Origin of the sequence: Priestia sp. Y58 (assembly GCF_029522095.1) — a bacterium.
Classification (GTDB): Bacteria; Bacillota; Bacilli; order Bacillales; family Bacillaceae_H; genus Priestia; species Priestia megaterium_E.
This window is the reverse complement of record NZ_JAKWFL010000003.1, coordinates 53,301-73,378: the sequence shown is the minus strand read 5'-3', so window position 1 is coordinate 73,378 and position 20,078 is coordinate 53,301. Positions and strand designations below refer to the sequence as shown.

Here is a 20,078-nt window from a genome sequence, read left to right as displayed (position 1 = left end):
GGATGAACTATGAAGAATAATAACTAGGTCTGATTCTTAGGCTGTTTTTTAATAGATGTAATTTATATAGTTGACAATTTTTATCATAAGATTCATCCTGGCAGCTCCCCCAACTGTCCTTTTTCCTGTCTTATCTTTTTGAAATTCATGAATTCTCGTTAATTCTCGTTAAGCTGTCTTTTCATTTAAACTTTGTCACAAAAAGAGGCTGGGACAAAGTATTTTAGCCCAAGTAAAAAACGAACCATTGATCAACATGTTCGATGAGTGGTTCGTTTTTTTGGTTATGGTGAATACTGCTTCATCTGGTTCGTTCCTTCTAGCAGTTGATTGAAGGGCAAGGCCAAGACTCCTGCGGGAAAAGCGGGACAGATGAGACCCCGTAGGAGCGCAAGCGACGAGGACGCTCATCGCCCACCCGCGGAAAGCGAAGCCTTGCACGGAAATCAACTGCGGTGTCATAAGCGGTTCAGCTCATGTATCTCATTTGTTCATCTTTAGGTTGGATTCATTTAGTTATGTCCCGGCCTCTTTTTAATTAATCCGCTTATTTCAGAACTTACTTCGCTTTTTCTCTTTTTTGTAAAAAAATAGAGGCACTAATCCAAGAAGTAATTGGAATAATAATGGCTACACCAATACCTCCGCTTAAGATAGAAATGACTTCTGCACAAAAGGTTTTTGAATTGATAATATCTCCAAACGAATACGACAATCTCTTAAACCATATAATTAAAGTCAAATATCCCCCTACAAATGCAAAATACAGTGTATTGGTTGTGGTGCCTAAAATATCTCTTCCAATTTTCAGTCCTGAATTAAAGAGATTTTTTTTAGTTACGGACGGATCATGAATAAATAATTCATTCATAGAAGATGAAATAGATAGCGAAATATCAATGATCGCTCCTATGGCTCCCATAATAATTGTACAAATGGCTATTTTAGCAAAGTCGATTCCAACGTAAAGTGAAAAAGCGTTAATTTCTTCTTCTTGTTCTTCTCCAAACCCTTGAATCATGGCATGATGTTCAATGACAAAAATAAAGAGTACTAAAACGGCTAAGGTAATAATCGTTGAAACAAACGCAGCAAGCGTTTTATGATTGAATTTATTAATATAAAATAAATTAATGCAGCTAATGATTGTACAAGCGATCACCGTAACAATAATCGTATTTTTTATAGACAGCATAAAGAGAATGGTTAGAAAAATAACGCCAAAATTCAAGAACAAAGCAAGGAAAGATCTAATTCCTTTTTTTCCGCCTACAATACTCATCAGAATAAATAAAATAAGAGCTAGCAACAGTAAAACGTTCACTTTCTGTTCCCCTTCCTAAAAATAAAAAGAATCGAAAGATAGAGTGTAATTGGAATCGTTAGCACAATGCCAATGCTGCCAGTAAGAGCACGGATTAACTCTAACGAGAAATTCATTGAAAACGTGTATCCTAAAGGAGAACCGTTTTTTAAATAAAGAAGAACCATTGGAATTGTTCCACTTATATATGAAAAAAATAAAATATTCGTCATGGCTCCCATGATGTCTCCGCCAATTTCCTTGCCCGATTTCAGTAAGTCTTTGTGCGCTATCTCTTTATTCTTTTCATATAGTTCATAAACAGAAGAAGTAATCGTAATCGCTACATCCATCACAGCTCCTAATGATCCTATTAGTACCTCACTCATAAATATTTTTTGAGGAGGAATCGTCACAAACTCCATTCCTTCATAATGAAGACCGTTCGAATCTGTTAGCTGCATGACGATGTACGCAATTAATAGAGCAACAAACGTACCTATTAAAGTTGAAATAATTGCTACATACGTTTTTTCTTGATTACCGCTTACTAATAATAAAGAAATAACTGTAAAAAGAACGACCGCAACAATACATACAGCTAGCAAGCTCACATTCCCTAGTGCTAAATATACATTGAGAGCCCCGATTAAAAGTCCAATATTAATAAATAAGCTAATGATTGAATAAAAACCTTGTTTTTTTCCAATCGCCAGCAAAATCAGTATAAATAAGCCCGCGACAGCGGTAACCTGCGTGTCCCGCTTCACTCCTTCAATCGTGCCGCTTAAAGCATGCTGGGAATTCTTTTCTAAGGACACAAAAAGATCTGTTCCAACAGTGTACTTTTGATCATAAGCACCTGAGTATGAGTACGTATTCTCTAAATGGATAAGCCTTCCTTTATATTTTCCGTTCATTATTTTAGCAACAATTTCCTGAGAATATACGGTATCTTTATTATGATTTAAATCAGCAGATTTGTTTTTTTCTACAACATTCGTCTTCACTACCTCAGCTATTGGTTTTTTATAAAGAGAATAATTGTGGTTTGTTACCATTAGCGCTATACACAAACAGCAAATTCCTAGTATATAGAGAAAGATTTGTTTCCGTGATGATTTATTGGACTTTACTTTCGAAAAAAGGTTCCTTATGTGCTGAGAATACAAAGTAGACATAAATACTTTCCTTTCTGGTTATCAATTGAACGCAGAGCTTTTCAACATGAAGAGACTGCAAAGAGATCTAAATTCCCTTTGCAGTCTCTTCATTCGTTTATTGTGAGTGCTATACGGCAAGACTACTGTAGGTATAAAAGACCCTCAAACCTACCGTTTTCCCTTCCGTACTGTACCAGATAAAAATGAAATTATAGTGAAAACATAGAGCGATTTATCTACTTCACTAGTTTTTTGTAACTATTTTATATAATCATAGGAATATAAAAACAAATAGAAAACTGCCTGCGCTATAATAAGTTGACTTTATAGCTACTAATTAGTTATAAAGCTCATGAAAAGCGACAAATAGTTGCTAAAAACAAGGAGGTTATTTCATGTTAACGAAAAAAACACTTGTCATGCTTTCTACTCTTACACTTGCAACAACATGCGTAGCATTCAGCACTCCAACTACTGAAGCAGCTGCTAAAGATACCTACTCAAAAAAAATTGAAGCTAAAGCAGAAACGAGACCTACGCTTCGTAAAGGTTCTCACTCTAGCTACGTAAGAGACTTACAGCAAAGCTTAAAAGATGTGAAGTATAACACATCAGTTGATGGAATTTTCGGTACGCAAACGCAAAATGTAGTAAAAGAATTTCAAAGCGATCACCGCTTATCTCCAGATGGTATTGTTGGCCCCTTAACATGGGCGGCTTTAGATGAGAACAAGGTAGAAAGAAAGCAATTTCCTGTCAGCACGGCTATTACATTCGGTAAAAAAGAACTCGGTGACAACATTGTCTTCAGTACAGACGACCGCTTACGGAAAGATATCAACGATAAAGCTTACTATAGATTCGTAGCAAAAAATAAAGACTGGATGGATCAAGGGGGATCAGGTACCATAGGCTGGTATCATATTTACAAAAGTGGAGATGTGATTGAAGAATCCAATTAAATCTATTTACAGATAACGGTTCGAAAAAAGCCTTTATAATCACTCTTTTGAGTGATTTACTGCCCGCCTTAAAGAATGCTAAAATTTAAAAGAATCATTCCGTAGGTACTTTACTTGAACAAGAACCGCTAGTTTACTCCCCACAGCTGTTCTTGTTATTTTTTTAGGTAAAAATACAAAAAGCAGCATGTGAACATTCCACGCGCTGCTTTTTGCAATTACATGACTACTCTGCGGGTCGAGGTCCTGCTTCACGTCCCGAGCTCTCTACCGTTAGTATTGGTCGAACGGTGACATCTTCATTTACACGAATTTGGCAAGATAAGCGCAAATGATCTTCAATTGAACTTTCTGAGTATGCATTTTTCTCTGCGTTTGTTAAATCACAATATTCACCTTCGAGCACTTCTACCCTGCAAGTTGTGCATTTGGCTTTTCCGCCGCACCGATGAAGAATATTTATACCATTGTCTTCAAGTGCCAAGACAAGCTTTTTTCCTTTTTCCACTTCAAAACTTCCGTATCCTAAAACGGTTACTCTTGGCATGTATCTCCCTCTTTCCCTCTACTGTGTACAAGCGATTTAAATTACACTATATGCAGTTTCTTTTTATTGCATGCCTAGATCCAATTAAGAAGACCATCATTTTGTAATACGGCAACTAAAACGACAATCCCAAGTATAATAACAGGTATCAGTGCTTTTAAAATTTGATACTTAGATAATTCTACGCGTTGAGGCTCCTTTAATGAGCGGCTTTGATTTAACTCAGTGTTGTTTTCACTTTCTTTGTGATCCATGTTCCTCTGCCTTTCTATTTTTTATAGTGCGGTTCATATCTACTTTTGCTGACATAACAAAAATAGACACAGAATTTCTTCATAAAAACCATCTTAACCTTTTTAAGAACATGCTATACTAACAATTCTATTTTAAAATACGCACCTATCTTAAATTTCAGACAAACAAATTCACCATGATCATAAAAGACACGAACTACTCATCCATTCATGATAAATAGTTCGTGCCTGACTTTACCTGCACTACTTTTGTCTCGAGCTTTTTACTTTATATGTTGGTTTTTTGGAATTTTAATTTGTTTAATATCTCCCAGCACGTAAATATAAAAAATTAACCCTAGCAACAATACAATTCCCGCTACAATAAAACTTAGATTAAAAGAACCAGTTTTATCCAAAAGATATCCCGTTAAAGCTGTAGCTATAATTCCACCAAACAAATTATTAGCTAAATTAACAATAGAACTGAGAAGAGAAATAGAGCCTGCAGGCGCAATTTCAGCGGAAATAGACCAGCCGATTGGTGCCGTTGCAGATATACCTGCCAGTCCAATCGAAATACAAATCATCGCTACGACGACATTATCGGTGAAAATAGAGCCTAAAAACACAAACCCTAAGCATAACCCTACTACAATGATCGTACGATATACGTTTTGACTGTTATACCCTTTTTTTATAAGGTAATCAACAAGCCAGCCGCCAACTAAAATGCCAGCAAATGTAGCAATTAGCCAAGGTACTGCCGTAAGCAGGCCCGATGACATGATATCCATACCGTATTTTTCTTTTAAAAAAGTTGGCAGCCACGTTAACAGTAAATTAAACGTATATCCATAGCCTGTAAACCCAATCATTAGCCCCCAAACTTTCCGATTCGTAAATAATACTTTTAAGGTATGTAAAAATTTTGATGTTTGCTCATCGTTTGCATTTAGATTATTTTCTTGAATATACTTCAACTCATCATCTGATATGCGTCTATGCTTTTCTGGCTTTTCGTAATAAAACCAAAACAGCAGCGTAAACAGCACGTTTATCATTCCAATGGATAAAAATGCTGTGCGCCAATCAAATTTGGTGATGAGAAATGCTACAAGAGGCGCGCCAAGTACATTTGAAAATTTGGCCGCTGAATCAAACAAAGAATTTGGTAAGCTTCTTTCATTTGGAGGAAACCATAGCGACGTAGCTTTTGATGCTGCCGGAAATGCAGAAGCACTCATTATTCCTATTAAAAACCGGACAATATAGAGAAGAAGTTTTCCTTGCAAAAAAGCCATCGACATCGTTAATAAACTCCAAATCACCATACCGACTCTTGTCACCCATGCTACTCCGAACCGATCAAGTAAGCTTCCGGCAGGTATTTGCATGATCGTATAAGAATACGTATAAATAGAAAAGACAATTCCGAGCTCTGTTCCCGTTAAGTGAAATGCATCTTGTATTGCAGGAGCGGCCACTGACACCGCTACACGATCAAAATAGTTTAAAATAATCATACTGCTTAACAAAGATGAAATGAACCATCGTGTGCGTCCTGTTCGCTTTACTGTATGTTCACTCATAGCTAGCTCCTTTCATCAGTAGTTTGTTCGTTTTATTACCGTAGCATTCTACTTAATACCGCAACTTCTTTTGAAAGAAACATGAGTTTTCTTCATACATCATGTCAGAAATTCATCATTATAAAACATAAAACAAGAAGCAAACAAAAAAAGCCTAAGAATACATCTATTCTTAGGCTTTTCTCGCTAACAGTCTATTTGGTTGAAAGTTCACTTTCGGTTACCCACTTATGATTTTTCACTTTCTCTCCGCCTGTAGTCGGCGTGTAGTCTACCATATATACCGTTGTTTTTTCGGCTGAATCAATCGTTGCTTTTGCCCCTTTCATACCTTTCATATGATCTGCTTCAAGCGTCACTTCGCTACCTGGCTTTAACTGTTCGTTACCCGCATCTTTTATTTCTTCTTGAATAACCCACTTATGATTTTTTACTTTTTTTCCGCCAGTCTTTGGCGTATACGAAACGGTATAGGCCGTAGTGGCGTAAGCACCAACAATTGTTGCTTCAGCCCCGTTCATGCCTTTCATATGATCTGCTTTTATAACGGCTTTATCTCCAACTTTATATGTTGGATTCTCAGCTTTTTTTAATCCTTTTGGAACCTCTCCTGAACTAGAGTGATTCATCTCTGAGTGATCGTGCATGGATTCGTTTTTGTCAGCTGAAGGCTTTTCATGACTAGAATCGTTTCCGCATCCGCTTAGTCCAATAATGACAGATGCACCAAGAATAAATAGCTGTTTTTTCATAACAGTCCCTCTTTTCCACATAATAAATTTTAAAATAAAAATCATTTAATCCTTAAAAACAACTTATCTTTGCCTACTCTTCTTCTTTTCTTTATTGTAGCCAGAATTTGTGCAGATTTTGTGAAGATGAAGGTAATTAGGCACGAATAATTCCTGTACCTAAAAAAGGCCTTCGTATGAATCACTTACCACAAGGAAAAAGTATAAAAATAAAAGGAGGAAAGAAACATGCTAAAAATACGCTTTGCTCTGTCCTCACTGTTACTTGCGTTTAGCTTGGTGATGGGAGCCCCTTTTGCTTCCGCACACTCCACTCTCTCACCTAGCGTACAAAAAATAGAAGTAACGTCCATTAAAATGAAAACGCTCAAAACATTTATTGATGAACAAGATATGAATGCATTCACTAACAGTATAAAAAAAGCGCAGCATATGAAACTTCTCTTAGATGAAGAATCTGCTGGGAGCATCGATTGCAAAATGACCATTACCTATGGAGATGGTTCTAGCCGTCATTATTTCATTTGGATTATGGATGATGGACGCGATGTGTTAATTGCTCAGCAAAAGTATCCCGAGGACCTTCATCTTAAAGGGTATGAATTAAGCCAAAAAAATTCCTTGCACCTAACAAAGCTGCTAAAGAATATTCTTTAGCAGCTTTGTTTTTAGATTACTTTCACCGAGAATGACTCGATGACTCTAATATTTTTTAGTTTATATTGCCCACATAGCATATACTGCTATGACTGCGAGCACATACAAAATAGCTGAGACGATCCACTTTTTCATATCTTATAGCCTCACTCTCTGCAATCGCAGTGCATTTAATACAACCGATACAGAACTAAAGGCCATCGCGGCTCCAGCGACCCAAGGGGCTAACAGCCCAACTGCTGCAATTGGAATACCAAGCGTGTTGTAGCCCATTGCCCAGAATAAGTTTTGCTTAATATTAGAAATTGTTTTTCTACTCATTTCGATCGCATCTGCAATGCTCATCAAGTCTCCTCGCATCAGCGTAATATCAGCGGCTTCCATCGCTACATCCGTTCCTGTTCCGATGGCCATTCCAATATCAGCTAACGCAAGTGCAGGAGCATCATTAATACCGTCTCCTACCATGGCGACTTTTTTACCTTGCTGCTGAAGCTTTTTCACTTCTTCTGCTTTTCCTTCTGGCAACACTTCTGCTATAACGTGCTCAATACCCGCTTGCATCGCAATAGCCTGAGCTGTTTGACGATTATCACCTGTAATCATCATCACTTCTAAGCCCATTTCTTTTAACCTGGAAACTGCTTCTTTAGAAGTCGCTTTAATGGTATCTGCAACAGCAAGCATGCCGGCATATTTTCCGTCAAGAGCAACGAGCATAGCCGTTTTTCCTTCTCGTTCTAAATTTGTCATTTCTTCTAAGGCTGTATCAATATTTACTTTATGTTGGTTCATAAGCTTTCTTGTTCCCACTAACAGCTCTTGCTCTTGTACAGTTGCTTTCACCCCATACCCTGGAATAGTTTCAAAAGATAACGGATCTTGAATCTCTATACCTTTATTTTTTATACCTGCTACGAGTGCTTGAGCGAGAGGATGCTCCGACAAACGCTCAGCCGATGCAACTAACTGCAATAGCTCATTTTTTTCGTAGCCTTGTGCAATACGCACATCGGTTAACTCGGGAGTTCCATTTGTAACAGTTCCCGTTTTATCTAAAAGAACCGTATCGATTTTATGCGTTGCTTCTAAATGCTCGCCGCCTTTAAACAAAATACCAAATTCTGCTGCGCGGCCCGACCCCGCCATAATGGAAGTTGGAGTAGCTAAGCCTAACGCGCATGGACATGCAATCACTAATACGGCAATAAGCTTTTCTAAAGCCGGCGCAAATTCGCCAGGCGCAATCCAAATATACCAAACAAAGAAAGTAAGAAGTGCAATTCCGACTACAATTGGCACGAATATACCTGAGATATAATCAGCTAATCGCTGAATAGGCGCTTTAGAACCCTGCGCTTCTTCTACTACTTTAATAATTTGCGCAAGCGCCGTCTCCCTGCCAACGTTTGTAGCTTTTATTTTTAGAAAACCGTTTTTATTAAGTGTGGCCCCAATTACTTTATCTCCAATGTTTTTATCTACCGGTACACTTTCACCTGTGAGCATGGACTCATCTAAGGCCGATTGCCCTTCAATAATCTCTCCGTCTACAGGCACTTTTTCACCAGGTTTAATAAAAATAACTTCCCCTTTTTGGACTTCTTCCACCGGAATTTCAACTTCCGCTCCGTCTCTTATGACAACAGCCGTTTTAGCCTGCAAGCCCATCATCTTTTTAATTGCTTCTGAAGAACGGCCTTTGGCATTTGCTTCAAACAATTTCCCTAAAAGAATCAGCGTAATTAATATAGCGCTCGTTTCATAATAAAGCTGATCTGTATGAGCAGATGACCCAAGCGATTTAAGAGAAGAGTATAAACTGTAGAAATAAGCTGCACTTGTACCTAGTGCTACTAAAACATCCATGTTGGCACTTTTATTACGCAGAGCTTTAAATGCGCCTACATAAAATTGCTTCCCTACCACGAATTGAACAGGCGTAGCTAAAGCAAGCTGAACCCATGGATTCATCAGCATATGAGGTAAAGGAATAAACGACGTAAACGTAAAATGGCTAACCATTGCCCATAATAGCGGTACGCTTAAAATCAATGAAAACCAAAACTTCCCTTTTTGTTTACTGAGTTCTTTTTCTCTGTAGCTTTGCTCTTCTTCCTTTTCTTCTGACTTTAGCTTTGCTCCGTATCCAAGCTTTTCAACTCGCTGCGTTATATCTTGCGGAGCTATTTGAGAAGGGCTGTATTCAACAGAAGCCGTTTCTAAAGCAAGGTTAACGCTTGCCTTTGTCACGCCTTCTAATTTGTTTAACCCTTTTTCAATCCGAGTCGAACAAGCGGCGCACGTCATGCCCGTAATAGCAAATTCGGCTTTTTCACTTACAACTCCATACCCAAGCTTTTCGATTTTTTCTTCAAAGGCCTGTGGACTTGTTTTAGACGGATCAAATATGATAGTAGATCTTTCCAAAGCCAAATTCACGTTTGCTTCTTTTACACCTTCTATTTTTTTTAATCCTTTTTCAATTCGGTTAGAGCACGCTGCACATGTCATACCTGTAATTTGCAAGGTGGCTTCTTTTTGTTTATCACCCATCACGTTTCGCCTCCTGTTATATACCTATAAGGGGTATATATTTTTCCTAAATCAAGCGTGCGAAGGTATTCGCACGCGATGCTGTTTATGCTACGTCATAACCTTGGTCATCAATAGCCTCTTTAATATCTTCGACCGTTACTTGACGTGGATCAAATGCAACTGTTACTTTTGCATCTTCTAAACTTACTTCTACGCTTTTAACGCCATTAAGTTCGCCTACGCCGCCTTCAACAGCTTTGACGCAATGACCGCAAGACATTCCTTGTACTGATAATGTTACGTTTTCCATTTTTAGCATCTCCTTTATTTCATTAATCGTTTAATGGTTGTTAATAATTCATCTACTACTTCTTCATCACCATCTTGCACACGTTCTACAATGCAATGCTTCAAGTGACCTTCAAGCAAAATTTTACTTACACTATTTAAAGCAGACTGCGCAGCTGCGATTTGAGTAATCACGTCGTCACAATACGTATCTTTTTCAATTAATCCTTTAATTCCTCGAATTTGTCCTTCAATTCGATTTAATCGGCTTGTTAGATTTTTTTTCACTTCTGGAGAATGGTGACTTTTTCTTTCACTATTTATCGTACAACATTTTTCTTCACTGTTCATGTGATTCGCTTCGACCATCTAACATCCTCCCTTCATGACTTCATCATACTATACCCCCCTACCCTATGTAAAGGGAAAAGGTCGCTTACTTTATCTTTTCACCAATTTCGATAGCTATGCTCATATCATTTTCAACTAACATCAACCCACTTATAGCCTATTCCCCATACGGTTTGCAAGTATTCGTCTACAGGAAAACCCGCTTTTCTAAGCTTATCTCGAACATTTCGCACATGGGAGTCAATAGTACGATCTCCAATCTCAGCCTCATATCCCCACACTAACACAAGCAAGTCGTCCCGGCTGAACACACGATTTAAATGCTGAAGAAGTAATCCCACTAATTCAAACTCTTTAGGGGTCACTTGAATGTGCTGATTTTTATATTGTAATACGTGGTCTTCCTTGCTCCATACTAACCCTTTATAGGTGATTTCATTCTTTTCTTTTAAGGAACGTCTAAGAACCGCGCTGATGCGTGCAACCAATTCTTCTTCGCTAAACGGTTTAGTAATATAGTCGTCTGCCCCTATATTTAATCCTTTTACTACATCTAACGTTTGGCTGCGGGCTGTGAGCATGATGACCGGTAGATCAGACATTTTTCTTACTTTTTGACAAATCTCCCACCCATCTTCGCTTGGCATCATAATATCTAATAACATCAAATCTGCTTTGTTACCTTCATAAAGATAGCGCAGCGCTTCTGTGCCTTTTTCAAATTTTACACATGTAAATCCGTTTGGCATCAGATAAAGTTCTAGTAAATCCAGCATCCTTGCTTCATCATCTACTAATAAAATAGTTGCCATCCTATCCATCCTCTCTTAATGCAATCTCTACAGTCGTTCCTTTTCCCGTCTCGCTTGTGATGGTTATTTCTCCTCCATGAGCTTCTACAATCTCCTTTACAATTGATAAGCCTAATCCGTAACCTCCACTTTTTCTCGAGCGGGATTTTTCCACTCGATACAGCTTGTCAAATACGTAAGGCAGATCTTTTTCTGGAATGCCTATTCCTTGATCTTTAAGAGTTATTGTCAATGATTCAGCTGATTTTTTTACCATTAAATCAATTTTAGTCCCTTCTTTTGAATATTTCATTGCGTTATCAAGTAAATTGATAATCACTTGCTGAAATCTTTCAGGATCTAGTGAAATGTAAAGGCCTTGAGGGCAGCTTATGTCCAGCTCCATCTCTTTTTCTTTTAAAGCTAAATTAAAATGCGCGCCTATGGTGTGCAAATACGTAGCCAGTTCTACTTTTTGTTTTTGAATAAAAAATGTGTGCTGATCCAGCTGCGCCAGCTGAAACAAACCTTTGACTAACTGTGAAATTCTTTCCGCTTCTTCTTCCACAATGGCAAGATATTTATCACGTTCTTGCGGTGTATTAGAAGGCCTTCTCGCTACGTCCGCATAGCCCTTTAAATACATCAAAGGAGTTTGAAGTTCATGTGAAATGCTGCTTAAAAATTCATTTCTCTCTTTTCGTAACCGCTGCAGCTCATTCGCTAGCGACTGAATGGACATTCCTAATTGTCCAAGTTCATCTCTTGAATGAGCACCAAGCTTTACAGACAAATCTCCTTGACTCAGCTTCTCTGTTGCTTTTTTCATCTTGATTAAAGGAGCAGTTATAAATTTAGACAGAGCAAAAATAGTCACAATCGAAAATAAAATGGAAACAGCTCCCGCTACGTAAAAATGATGCTGTAGTCTCGCAATCATTTCGTGAATATCATTTGTGTTTTTGAACATATAAACTGTTCCAAACTGCTGATGGCCTTTTTTAATAGGTGATGCTGTGGCGATATAAGGTTTGCTTTTCCAGTCGCCTTGCATAATTTCACCTTTGTATGTAAGAGACTTTCCTTTCCATTTCTCTACTGCTTTTCTTGCACCTTGAATTAAAGGCCTAGACGAACTGATAATTTTTCCTGTTTTATCTGTTATGACAACATCAGTTTCTGCTTCAGATTCCATCAGTGCAACATGGTTAAGCGTAGCCGCATCATGATGCTTTTCTAGTACTTCCCGGTGACTGTTTCCTCTTAAACGCAAACTTTCTAATTCCTCTGAAATTCGTGTGTTGGCAAGGCCGCTATATAAGTAAAAAAAGAGAGCCGCTTCAATTAGTAAAATGAACATTAAAAATAAGAGTCCAAGCTTAATAGAAATTCTATTCATTTATTCACATCCTTTGCTTTCATTATAAAAGTAATAATTGAAGAAACTGTGCAGAATAAAGCATACATGATTAAATAACCATTATTCTCTGACAGTTTACCACAGGTATCTGACAGCTTAGCGTATAAAATACGTTTATCATAACGTAAATTTCGAACTCACTAAGCACGCAGCACTACATAATCCAAAAGCAAAAAAAGATGGACACATAACGAAATCCCTCCATTCCACAGCTAGAAGCACCTATATACAGGAAACCTGCGTTCACCATATCAATAAAATCAACAAAAAATCCGAACGAGTTGGATTCTCCATCAAGAATCTCGATTCATCGTTCGGATTTTCCTTCAACTAAAATACTTTTGTCCCAGCCTCTTTTTATTTAACAATGATAACAGGACATTCTGCGGATTGAGCAACTTCGTGACTTACACTTCCTAAAAATGTCTCTTTCACAAAGCCCTTTCCTCGACTTCCTATTACAATGACGTCTTGTTGATTGTCATGTGCGTATTCGATAATTTTCTTTGAAGCGGTGCCTTCTAAACCGTATGCCTCATATGGAATACCTGATTGAGTTAAATAATTGTGAGCTTCAGATAAAATATCGCGGTTTTCTTCTTCTATCAGTGCGTCTAAGTCAACGCTAAAAACAGGCTGCTGCAAGTGAATTCGTTCCTTAATATGTACAATGGTCAGCTTATTAGCATTTACGCTTTTAGCTAGTTTACTTGCATGTTGAAGAGCACGAATAGAAGGTGCCGAACCGTCAAAGGCGACTAAGATTTTGTTATACATATAAAGAACCCTCTCTCTTTTTGTTCTTTCATGATGCGTTACCATCTAGATGCTGTAGATGATAAAGCAAAAAATAATAAAGTAAGAGACTTCTTGATTTTTGCTTTATCATCCATACTATACTTTTACCGCTTTCAGAAAAAACAAAACATTTATCCGTTTTTTTCCATATAAAAAGCCTTTGCTCACTAGAAGCAAAGGCTGATTGTTTATGTTAGTAGGTTATTTAACAAACTTCTTTTAACTCTTCAGTTAAACGTAAAAAAGTTTCTTTATCTCTTTTTTCTAAAGACTGATCAATTTGCAGTAAAAGCTGTGCTTTTTTAAAGTCACGAAGAGATTTGTTTAGCACTAGTTGAGCTGCTGTCGCGTCTGATACTTTTACTTCTTCTTGTGTCATTTTGCGGGACGTATAGTTTTCCATTACAAGTCAACTCCTCATCCTTTTCGCTATTATATAAGAAATCATATAATTATTCAAATATTTTTTCTTATTTTTCATTTTAATCCAAAGGCGAGCGAATTGGATGAATTGATTTCAGTGCAAGGCTTCGCTTTCCGCGGGCGGCCGGTGAGCCTCCTCGTCGCTTACACTCCTGAGGGGGCTCAACTATTCCGCTTTTCTCGCAGGAGTCTTCGCCTTGGCCTCCAATCAACAGCTAGAAGCAACAGAATACACAAAATCCACGTTCACCATCACCATGAAAAAATCCGAACGAGTTGGATTCTTTATCAAGAATCTCGATTCATCGTTCGGATTTTCTTTCAACTAAAATACTTTTGTCCCAGCCTCTTGTTATCACAACCACTCTGCGCGTGAAGAACCTCGAGGAACGAGAACCGTTTTATATTCCCCTGGAGTTTCCGACATTTCGATTTGTTCTGTAAGCCCTTGGTACAATCCTAAAGGTGTTTGGGCGGTAAAGAGATCCGGTGCAATGTACTCATGCTTCTCTGACGAACCAGCTGTTTGATGAGCGTATGTTTTGTCATAGATGCCCATTGATAAAATCCATAAAGATACGCGGTCTAATGATACACGCACGCGGTAGCTGCCTCCTTCTTTTGCTCTTCTTTCTAGTGCCATTAAAGCACCGACTTCAAGCAGCCAAGAAACCGCATAATCATTTACCACTACAATAGGAGGCAGCTTAGGATTTTCTGGCGATCCTTCTAACGCCATGACTCCTGTTACACTTCCCGCTGTCTGATCAAATCCATTTCTTCTTGCCCAGTCTCCTTGCGTTCCGTGCAGGTTAACGGCGCAGTGGATGATTCCTGGTTTTAGCTCTGCACACTCTTCAGCTGTTAGACCGTATCTCTCTAGAAATCCGTATCGACGGTTCGCAAAAAAGATATCGGCTTCTTTTAGAAGTTCAACCATTTTTTCTTTTCCTTCTTTTTCACCGATATCCAGCGTTGAAGAGCGCATACCGACATTAGACGTAGCGTAAATCGGATCATGCTCCCAATCCGTTGGCTTCCAAATATTTAAGACGTCCGCACCGTGTAAGGCAAGAGCTCTACCAAATCCTGCTCCCGCAATAACATGACCAAGCCCTAATGCTCGAATACCATCTAGCGGCGTTTTAGGATTCTTTGAAAAAGGAATCGGCTCACTTTCTCCAATCTTTTCAATTTCAATTAAAGGAAGCTGCGATACTTCTTCATACACGGACTCATTCATAAACTCTTCAATTGTCCGCACAACAGGCATGATAACTCCTCGCTCCGCTGCAGCTTTTTCTAATTCTTCTGCATTCCATCCGCGAATTGCTTTTGCCACTGCATCAGGGTCTTCTATACAATTTAACAACTTTAGCGTTTCATGCTTAGAGCGTGGATATGGATTCAGCGGCATCACCCATTTATCATCTTTTGTTTGATAAAAGCGAAAGCCTAATGGGTTATATGGATCATTTGCTTTACTCGGGGCATACCCATTAAGCTTTTCCCATTTTTTATCGTAAAAAGGTGATAATCTTCGGATAGCTTTTCGTAAATCCATATGAATATCTTGACCTTTTCCTCCGCGTATTCTCCAAATTTTTGAGACAGCTACTGACTTAGCAACTAGTGCAATAGCTGCTGCTGAAGCGAGGCGCAGCGTACTAGGAACAATCGGATCTTCTCCGTAAAATGTAATGCTTCCTCCGCTGTCTTTTGCTGATAAGCCGACTCCTTGAAGCACATTTTCCAGCTCTTGATAGATATCAAAATCACGATTATCCGTTAAACGATTTTCATTTGCTTTCACAATAGATTTTGTTAGCTGATCTTTCGTAATGTTGCTCACGTATAGTCCCTTCTTTCCTAATATAATTACCTCATTATGTCCCTGCTTGCTGAAGTTATGCCCTCATCGAGTTAAATCAAAACACTTTAATGTAACCTTTACGTTAACGTTAATATTATCTTAAAACGAATGTATCATATATCTCTTATACGAACAAATAATTTGTTTCACAGACAAACAAAAGCGCTTTATGTTTTTGTACATAAAACGCTTTTTTCCTATTTCATATTTTCTTTTTTGAACTACTTTTCAATCGGTTTTTTTAATGCATGTAAATTTTCTTCTGCAGAAAGCATGACTTGGTTCATAATATCTTCCGCATCTTTAATTGCTTGGTTATAAAAGTGAGGACCGATATGTTCTTTAATAAACTCTAATACATTTTCCGCTGCAAATTCACTTATTTCTTCATCTCGTTCGTTATAAAAAAACGTTTGAATTTCATTCAGCATTTTATCTTTGTCTTCTTTTGAAAAATTAATAAACATAAACAAAACTCCTCTTTACATTGATATCTGTCTACCTGACATCATAGCAAGAGGAGCTGAGAAAATGCAGTCTTTTTTTCTTGTTGTTTTTGTGTACAATGCCTATGCTGATTTGAATTAGCTAGACACTTTCATCGCCGGTTTTTCTTTTATGCGGCCTGAGCGCTTTTTCATATCTTGTAAAATTTCTAAATATCTCTTTTCCGTCAACTCATATTTTACGAGTGGGACAAGTGATAACAAGCAGAGAATACCCGGAATAATCGTAAAGATTAAAGCAATCCAAATGAGCGTGCTGTGTGACTGAATTTGATTTGGCACGTACCCTACTGCTGAAAGGATGTACCCGCCTACTGCTCCACCCACTGCTGAAGCAACCTTTGTTTTGAAAATATTCGTAGAAAACACCATTCCTTCCGCTCGGTTCCCCGTTTTCCACTCGCCGTATTCTACACAGTCAGCGAGCATAGATGTTTGAGCAATGTTGCTAACTCCACCGCCGAAAGAAGCTAAAAAGCTTAAAATCATCACTGGCATAACGTGGAAACCCGTTGCAAACATTGTAAGAGTGGCTACAGCATTTAGCGCAATCCCCCCTATTGCTGCACGTTTCTTTCCAAATTTATTTGAAATAAAAGGAGACGCGATCGCCCCTACAATTTGTGCGGTAAAAAATAAGGTTAAATAAAGAGACGCGATGTTCTCTGCATTTAGATTGTATTTAAAATAGTAAATAGAAAAAGTAGTTCGAATTGTTAAAATCGTTTCAACTAAAAGCATCGAGAAAATCAGGTAGCGCAGCGGTTTATTTTGAATAAATAAGTTCCAAACTGCTTTTGGCGTCTGCTTTTCCTGTCTTTTTACGGTATAGTTTTCTTTTACTCCTGAAAATGTGATGATCATTGTAATCATTAAGATACACGCATAAATAAGACTAAGCATAAACCAGTTTCCAAAATAATGAGCTAGTGGAAGAGTTAATAAACTAGCAAATAAAGACCCTACTGCTGCAATTGTTCTAGGAAAAGCTACTACTTTATTTCGTTCTTTTACATCTTGTGTAATCGTTGCTGAAAGCGACCAATAAGGGATATCCATGATAGCAAAGCTTGTTCCCCACGCGATATAAGTGATATAAGCATAAATTAATTTTCCTGTATGAGAAAGATCAGGACTAATAAAACACGCGACTGTAGCCACGGCTGCAAAAAATCCGCCTATTAAAAGATATGGCCTAAACTTACCAAATCTCGTTTCTGTATTATCAACAATCATTCCGATAATAATGTCTGCAATTCCATCCCATATTCTAGCAATAAGAAATAAAGTTCCTACGGCTGCGGCATTTAATCCTACACTATCCGTATAAAAAATCATTAAATATGTACTTGTTAATGCATAAATAATATTGTTTCCAAAACTCCCCATTCCGTATGATAATACGGTCTTTAGAGAAACTTTTGACTGTACCCCCATGCTCATATAACCTAACTCCCTTCTCCTATAAAACGCTTTCATATCATATTATGAGTGACTAGAATCTCATTGCTTTATGAGATTCTAGTCTCCTGTTGCTACTACATGTTTTCTACAATACGACTTTCATAAGGCTGCAGAACAATATCTTTAAATACTTTTACTTCTGACGTATGGTTCATAAGAAAGTAATAACTTTTCTCTCCAAGCTTGCGAGGATATACTTCAATTCCCTCTTCACTTTCTCTATGCTCAATATGCTGCTGTTTCACAATATCAAGCGCAATTTTTTCAAACGTTTGCTCCTCAATTCCACAGCCTACATAATAAACCGTTCCGTGACCAAATTGATTTTTTGTTACAGCTGCTTGATTATAAAATGGATCATCATACTCATACAGCACTTCAGCTGTTACAGGCGTGATAATATCTCTCCACACGGACGCACTTGATTCTTCTCCTTCATACGGTCCTTTTCCTTTAATAGCTGCTTTTTGAGTAGAAGACAGTGCTTCCACTTCATGAATTTCAATTCCTGTTATTTCTTTTACATATCCCGGGAGCGTCTGTTTAAAATGAATGTTATTTTGTTTGTCTTTAATGCCGGTTCTAAAAGTAAAAATAATCACGCCGCCGTTTTCAGTAAATTCAGTAAATCTTTTACCTAGTTCTTCATCAATGATTTGCAAAGCCGGAACAACCAGTACTTTATAGCTTGAAAAATCTCTCGAAGCAGGAATAACATCAATAGGTGTATTCAACTTATAAAACGGTGTATATCCTCTAAGAAGCTCCTGCGTAAAGTCAAATCCTTCACTTTGCTGCTGAAAGCGCCATGACCATATATTTTCATAGTCATATAAAACGGCAACATCGGATTTAATATCAGACTCAAGTACATGTTCGTAATGAACGATTTCACTAAATAACGACTGAACTTCTTTGTAGCGTCTTCCATAATGATTATCGTGACCTACAACTCCATAGCAGTATTGCTCAGCTCCTCTTGTCATTCCGCGCCAACGGAAATACAGCATGTCCGTGCATCCATGAGCAAACGCTTGATAAGACCACATTTTTGCCTGATTAGGCCTCGGTAGATAACCGATGACATCATGACCTTGAGCACCCATTAATTCCTCTACAATCCAGAAGTTTTTATGTAGCAGACCTCTATTAAAATCATGTCCCAGTGCAATATGAGCAGGGGTAATCGGCTCTGTTTGACCGCCCCATACCGGATAATTGTCATAGGATACAAAGTCCATGACTTCTAGATTCTCTTCATGGTCAAACCATTTATCAAAAAAGCCTCCTGAGACGTTCGTTGTCAACAGCTGGTGATCACCTTTATATCTCTTCACAATTGCTGTTTGTTCATGAGCATATCTGTTTAACGAAAAAGAGCGAAAGCGCGCCCAATCAAGCTTTAACGAAGGACTGTGTGTCGTAATTGTTTTTACAGGCATAGGCACTTCAGTAAACTCGTTATATGTTTGTCCCCAGAAAATAGTGCCATACTTCTCATTTAACTCATTGATGTCTTTGTATTTTCTTTCTAAAAACTGCTGAAACTCTTTATGACATTGTTCGCAGTAACACATGTCACTGCCTTCATGGCCAAATTCATTGTCAACTTGCCATGCTACGATTGCTTCTTCTGAGCAGTAATGCTTTACAAGTTGTTCTGTAATCTGAGCACTATACTTCCGGTAAAGAGGCGAATTAAAACAATATTGACGTCTTCCTCCAAAGGCTCTGACCGCCCCGCTTTCATCTTTGGATAAAATAGAAGGATGCTTCTTCGCAAGCCAAGCCGGAAAAGTGGCAGTAGGCGTACCAAACATAACGTCAATATTCTGTTTTTTGAGCTTATTGATAACGCTATCAAAAAAAGAAAAATCATATTCACCTTCTTTAGGCTCCATAAGATGCCAAGCGAACTCTCCTATTCTCACCATGTTTGATCCTAGCTCTTTAATGCCTTGGATATCTTCTTCTATCATATTCTCTGGCCAATGTTCAGGGTAATAATCGACACCGATGTACATTTTTCTCTACTCCTATCTATTTCTTTATTTCATTAAATGAACGATTTGCTGCTACTTATTAAGGTCTACTCGGAAACGGTGATCAAAAGCAAAAAAATCACATTTATTTTCTTCATAAATAAATCTCTGTTCAACTTTCAAGATACATACTTCCTAATCTTTTAAAACGCTTACAAGTTTATTTTATGAACTTTATTCAAAATATTCAATGGTAAAAATTTAGAGAAAAACATCCTTTTTTTGCTCCTTATTAAAAGAAAGAATAAAACGCTTACAAAGACAAATGTTTTTATAATTCTTTTATATATCTTCCCTCACACTCCCCACATCCACATTTAGGTAATAAATTGCTTAGAAAACAATCGTCAAAAGTAATTTCTTTCATACATGTTA

Annotated in this window: 20 protein-coding genes; 2 read left to right on the top strand and 18 right to left on the bottom strand. The window is 37.8% G+C overall.

The features are described from left to right. Positions 1 to 559: 559 nt before the first annotated feature. Both MMB68_RS10405 and MMB68_RS10400 read right to left on the bottom strand, forming a co-directional pair. A complete protein-coding gene (locus MMB68_RS10405; protein WP_221782702.1) occupies positions 560 to 1,324 on the bottom strand; it encodes a YibE/F family protein in 765 nt (254 codons plus the stop codon). After that, on the bottom strand, positions 1,321 to 2,313 hold the full coding sequence (locus tag MMB68_RS10400; RefSeq protein ID WP_277548807.1) for a YibE/F family protein: 993 nt from the start codon (positions 2,311 to 2,313) through the stop codon (positions 1,321 to 1,323). The genes MMB68_RS10405 and MMB68_RS10400 overlap by 4 nt, the downstream gene beginning before the upstream one ends. A gap of 548 nt (positions 2,314 to 2,861) precedes the next feature. Between MMB68_RS10400 and MMB68_RS10395 the strand changes: the two genes are divergently transcribed. After that, complete coding sequence (locus MMB68_RS10395; protein ID WP_221782700.1) at positions 2,862 to 3,428, top strand: peptidoglycan-binding domain-containing protein; 567 nt, start codon at positions 2,862 to 2,864, stop codon at positions 3,426 to 3,428. Positions 3,429 to 3,654: 226 nt separating this feature from the next. Here the strand turns inward: MMB68_RS10395 and MMB68_RS10390 are convergent, their stop codons facing one another. From MMB68_RS10390 to MMB68_RS10375, 4 genes are all read right to left on the bottom strand, one after another. Then, positions 3,655 to 3,975, bottom strand: coding sequence for a 2Fe-2S iron-sulfur cluster-binding protein (locus MMB68_RS10390; protein ID WP_221779773.1), 321 nt, complete (start codon positions 3,973 to 3,975; stop codon positions 3,655 to 3,657). Positions 3,976 to 4,049: 74 nt separating this feature from the next. Continuing rightward, a complete protein-coding gene (locus tag MMB68_RS10385) occupies positions 4,050 to 4,229 on the bottom strand; it encodes a hypothetical protein (RefSeq protein ID WP_014460510.1) in 180 nt (59 codons plus the stop codon). Positions 4,230 to 4,492: 263 nt separating this feature from the next. After that, positions 4,493 to 5,800, bottom strand: a complete 1,308-nt coding sequence (locus MMB68_RS10380) for an MFS transporter (protein WP_221782698.1) — start codon at positions 5,798 to 5,800, stop codon at positions 4,493 to 4,495. Between the two features lie 194 nt (positions 5,801 to 5,994). Then, complete coding sequence (locus MMB68_RS10375) at positions 5,995 to 6,552, bottom strand: YdhK family protein (RefSeq protein ID WP_221782697.1); 558 nt, start codon at positions 6,550 to 6,552, stop codon at positions 5,995 to 5,997. Between the two features lie 228 nt (positions 6,553 to 6,780). On the opposite strand from MMB68_RS10375, the gene MMB68_RS10370 reads away from it, so the two are divergent. After that, complete coding sequence (locus MMB68_RS10370) at positions 6,781 to 7,209, top strand: hypothetical protein (RefSeq protein WP_221782695.1); 429 nt, start codon at positions 6,781 to 6,783, stop codon at positions 7,207 to 7,209. 138 nt (positions 7,210 to 7,347) lie between these two features. On the opposite strand, the gene MMB68_RS10365 is transcribed toward MMB68_RS10370, so the two are convergent. From MMB68_RS10365 to MMB68_RS10310, 12 genes are all read right to left on the bottom strand, one after another. Beyond that, positions 7,348 to 9,765: a heavy metal translocating P-type ATPase gene (locus tag MMB68_RS10365; protein ID WP_221782693.1), complete on the bottom strand. Its 2,418-nt coding sequence runs from the start codon at positions 9,763 to 9,765 to the stop codon at positions 7,348 to 7,350. Positions 9,766 to 9,850: 85 nt separating this feature from the next. Beyond that, entirely contained in the window at positions 9,851 to 10,057 is a 207-nt protein-coding gene (copZ, locus tag MMB68_RS10360; RefSeq protein ID WP_221782691.1) for a copper chaperone CopZ, read from the bottom strand. Positions 10,058 to 10,071: 14 nt separating this feature from the next. Beyond that, entirely contained in the window at positions 10,072 to 10,404 is a 333-nt protein-coding gene (locus MMB68_RS10355; RefSeq protein ID WP_013056612.1) for a metal-sensitive transcriptional regulator, read from the bottom strand. A gap of 113 nt (positions 10,405 to 10,517) precedes the next feature. Further along, the gene (locus MMB68_RS10350) at positions 10,518 to 11,198 is read right to left on the bottom strand and encodes a response regulator transcription factor (protein WP_221782689.1); all 681 of its coding nucleotides are present in this window, start codon (positions 11,196 to 11,198) and stop codon (positions 10,518 to 10,520) included. Position 11,199: 1 nt separating this feature from the next. Further along, positions 11,200 to 12,576 (bottom strand): sensor histidine kinase, encoded by a 1,377-nt coding sequence (locus MMB68_RS10345; protein WP_221782687.1) that lies wholly within the window; start codon positions 12,574 to 12,576, stop codon positions 11,200 to 11,202. A gap of 378 nt (positions 12,577 to 12,954) precedes the next feature. After that, on the bottom strand, positions 12,955 to 13,374 hold the full coding sequence (locus MMB68_RS10340; protein ID WP_050690064.1) for a universal stress protein: 420 nt from the start codon (positions 13,372 to 13,374) through the stop codon (positions 12,955 to 12,957). Between the two features lie 226 nt (positions 13,375 to 13,600). Next, a complete protein-coding gene (locus MMB68_RS10335) occupies positions 13,601 to 13,798 on the bottom strand; it encodes an IDEAL domain-containing protein (protein ID WP_013056608.1) in 198 nt (65 codons plus the stop codon). Between the two features lie 79 nt (positions 13,799 to 13,877). Further along, positions 13,878 to 14,030, bottom strand: a complete 153-nt coding sequence (locus tag MMB68_RS10330; protein WP_221782685.1) for a hypothetical protein — start codon at positions 14,028 to 14,030, stop codon at positions 13,878 to 13,880. Positions 14,031 to 14,173: 143 nt separating this feature from the next. Further along, positions 14,174 to 15,670 carry a CoA transferase gene (locus MMB68_RS10325; RefSeq protein ID WP_221782683.1) on the bottom strand — a complete coding sequence of 499 codons (1,497 nt, stop codon included), beginning with the start codon at positions 15,668 to 15,670 and terminating at the stop codon, positions 14,174 to 14,176. A gap of 242 nt (positions 15,671 to 15,912) precedes the next feature. Further along, positions 15,913 to 16,158: a DUF2164 domain-containing protein gene (locus MMB68_RS10320; RefSeq protein ID WP_013082790.1), complete on the bottom strand. Its 246-nt coding sequence runs from the start codon at positions 16,156 to 16,158 to the stop codon at positions 15,913 to 15,915. A gap of 117 nt (positions 16,159 to 16,275) precedes the next feature. Next, positions 16,276 to 17,640 (bottom strand): glycoside-pentoside-hexuronide (GPH):cation symporter, encoded by a 1,365-nt coding sequence (locus MMB68_RS10315; RefSeq protein ID WP_221782681.1) that lies wholly within the window; start codon positions 17,638 to 17,640, stop codon positions 16,276 to 16,278. A gap of 95 nt (positions 17,641 to 17,735) precedes the next feature. Further along, the gene (locus MMB68_RS10310) at positions 17,736 to 19,685 is read right to left on the bottom strand and encodes a beta-galactosidase (protein WP_221782679.1); all 1,950 of its coding nucleotides are present in this window, start codon (positions 19,683 to 19,685) and stop codon (positions 17,736 to 17,738) included. Positions 19,686 to 20,078: the final 393 nt, after the last annotated feature.

Coding starts and splice junctions, on each gene's coding strand:
- MMB68_RS10395 (WP_221782700.1), top strand. CDS start 2,862: ATGTTAACGAAAAAAACACTTGTCATGCTTTCTACTCTTACACTTGCA.
- MMB68_RS10390 (WP_221779773.1), bottom strand. CDS start 3,975: ATGCCAAGAGTAACCGTTTTAGGATACGGAAGTTTTGAAGTGGAAAAA.
- MMB68_RS10385 (WP_014460510.1), bottom strand. CDS start 4,229: ATGGATCACAAAGAAAGTGAAAACAACACTGAGTTAAATCAAAGCCGC.
- MMB68_RS10380 (WP_221782698.1), bottom strand. CDS start 5,800: ATGAGTGAACATACAGTAAAGCGAACAGGACGCACACGATGGTTCATT.
- MMB68_RS10375 (WP_221782697.1), bottom strand. CDS start 6,552: ATGAAAAAACAGCTATTTATTCTTGGTGCATCTGTCATTATTGGACTA.
- MMB68_RS10370 (WP_221782695.1), top strand. CDS start 6,781: ATGCTAAAAATACGCTTTGCTCTGTCCTCACTGTTACTTGCGTTTAGC.
- MMB68_RS10365 (WP_221782693.1), bottom strand. CDS start 9,765: ATGGGTGATAAACAAAAAGAAGCCACCTTGCAAATTACAGGTATGACA.
- copZ (WP_221782691.1), bottom strand. CDS start 10,057: ATGGAAAACGTAACATTATCAGTACAAGGAATGTCTTGCGGTCATTGC.
- MMB68_RS10355 (WP_013056612.1), bottom strand. CDS start 10,404: ATGGTCGAAGCGAATCACATGAACAGTGAAGAAAAATGTTGTACGATA.
- MMB68_RS10350 (WP_221782689.1), bottom strand. CDS start 11,198: ATGGCAACTATTTTATTAGTAGATGATGAAGCAAGGATGCTGGATTTA.
- MMB68_RS10345 (WP_221782687.1), bottom strand. CDS start 12,576: ATGAATAGAATTTCTATTAAGCTTGGACTCTTATTTTTAATGTTCATT.
- MMB68_RS10340 (WP_050690064.1), bottom strand. CDS start 13,374: ATGTATAACAAAATCTTAGTCGCCTTTGACGGTTCGGCACCTTCTATT.
- MMB68_RS10335 (WP_013056608.1), bottom strand. CDS start 13,798: ATGGAAAACTATACGTCCCGCAAAATGACACAAGAAGAAGTAAAAGTA.
- MMB68_RS10320 (WP_013082790.1), bottom strand. CDS start 16,158: ATGTTTATTAATTTTTCAAAAGAAGACAAAGATAAAATGCTGAATGAA.
- MMB68_RS10315 (WP_221782681.1), bottom strand. CDS start 17,640: ATGAGCATGGGGGTACAGTCAAAAGTTTCTCTAAAGACCGTATTATCA.
- MMB68_RS10310 (WP_221782679.1), bottom strand. CDS start 19,685: ATGTACATCGGTGTCGATTATTACCCTGAACATTGGCCAGAGAATATG.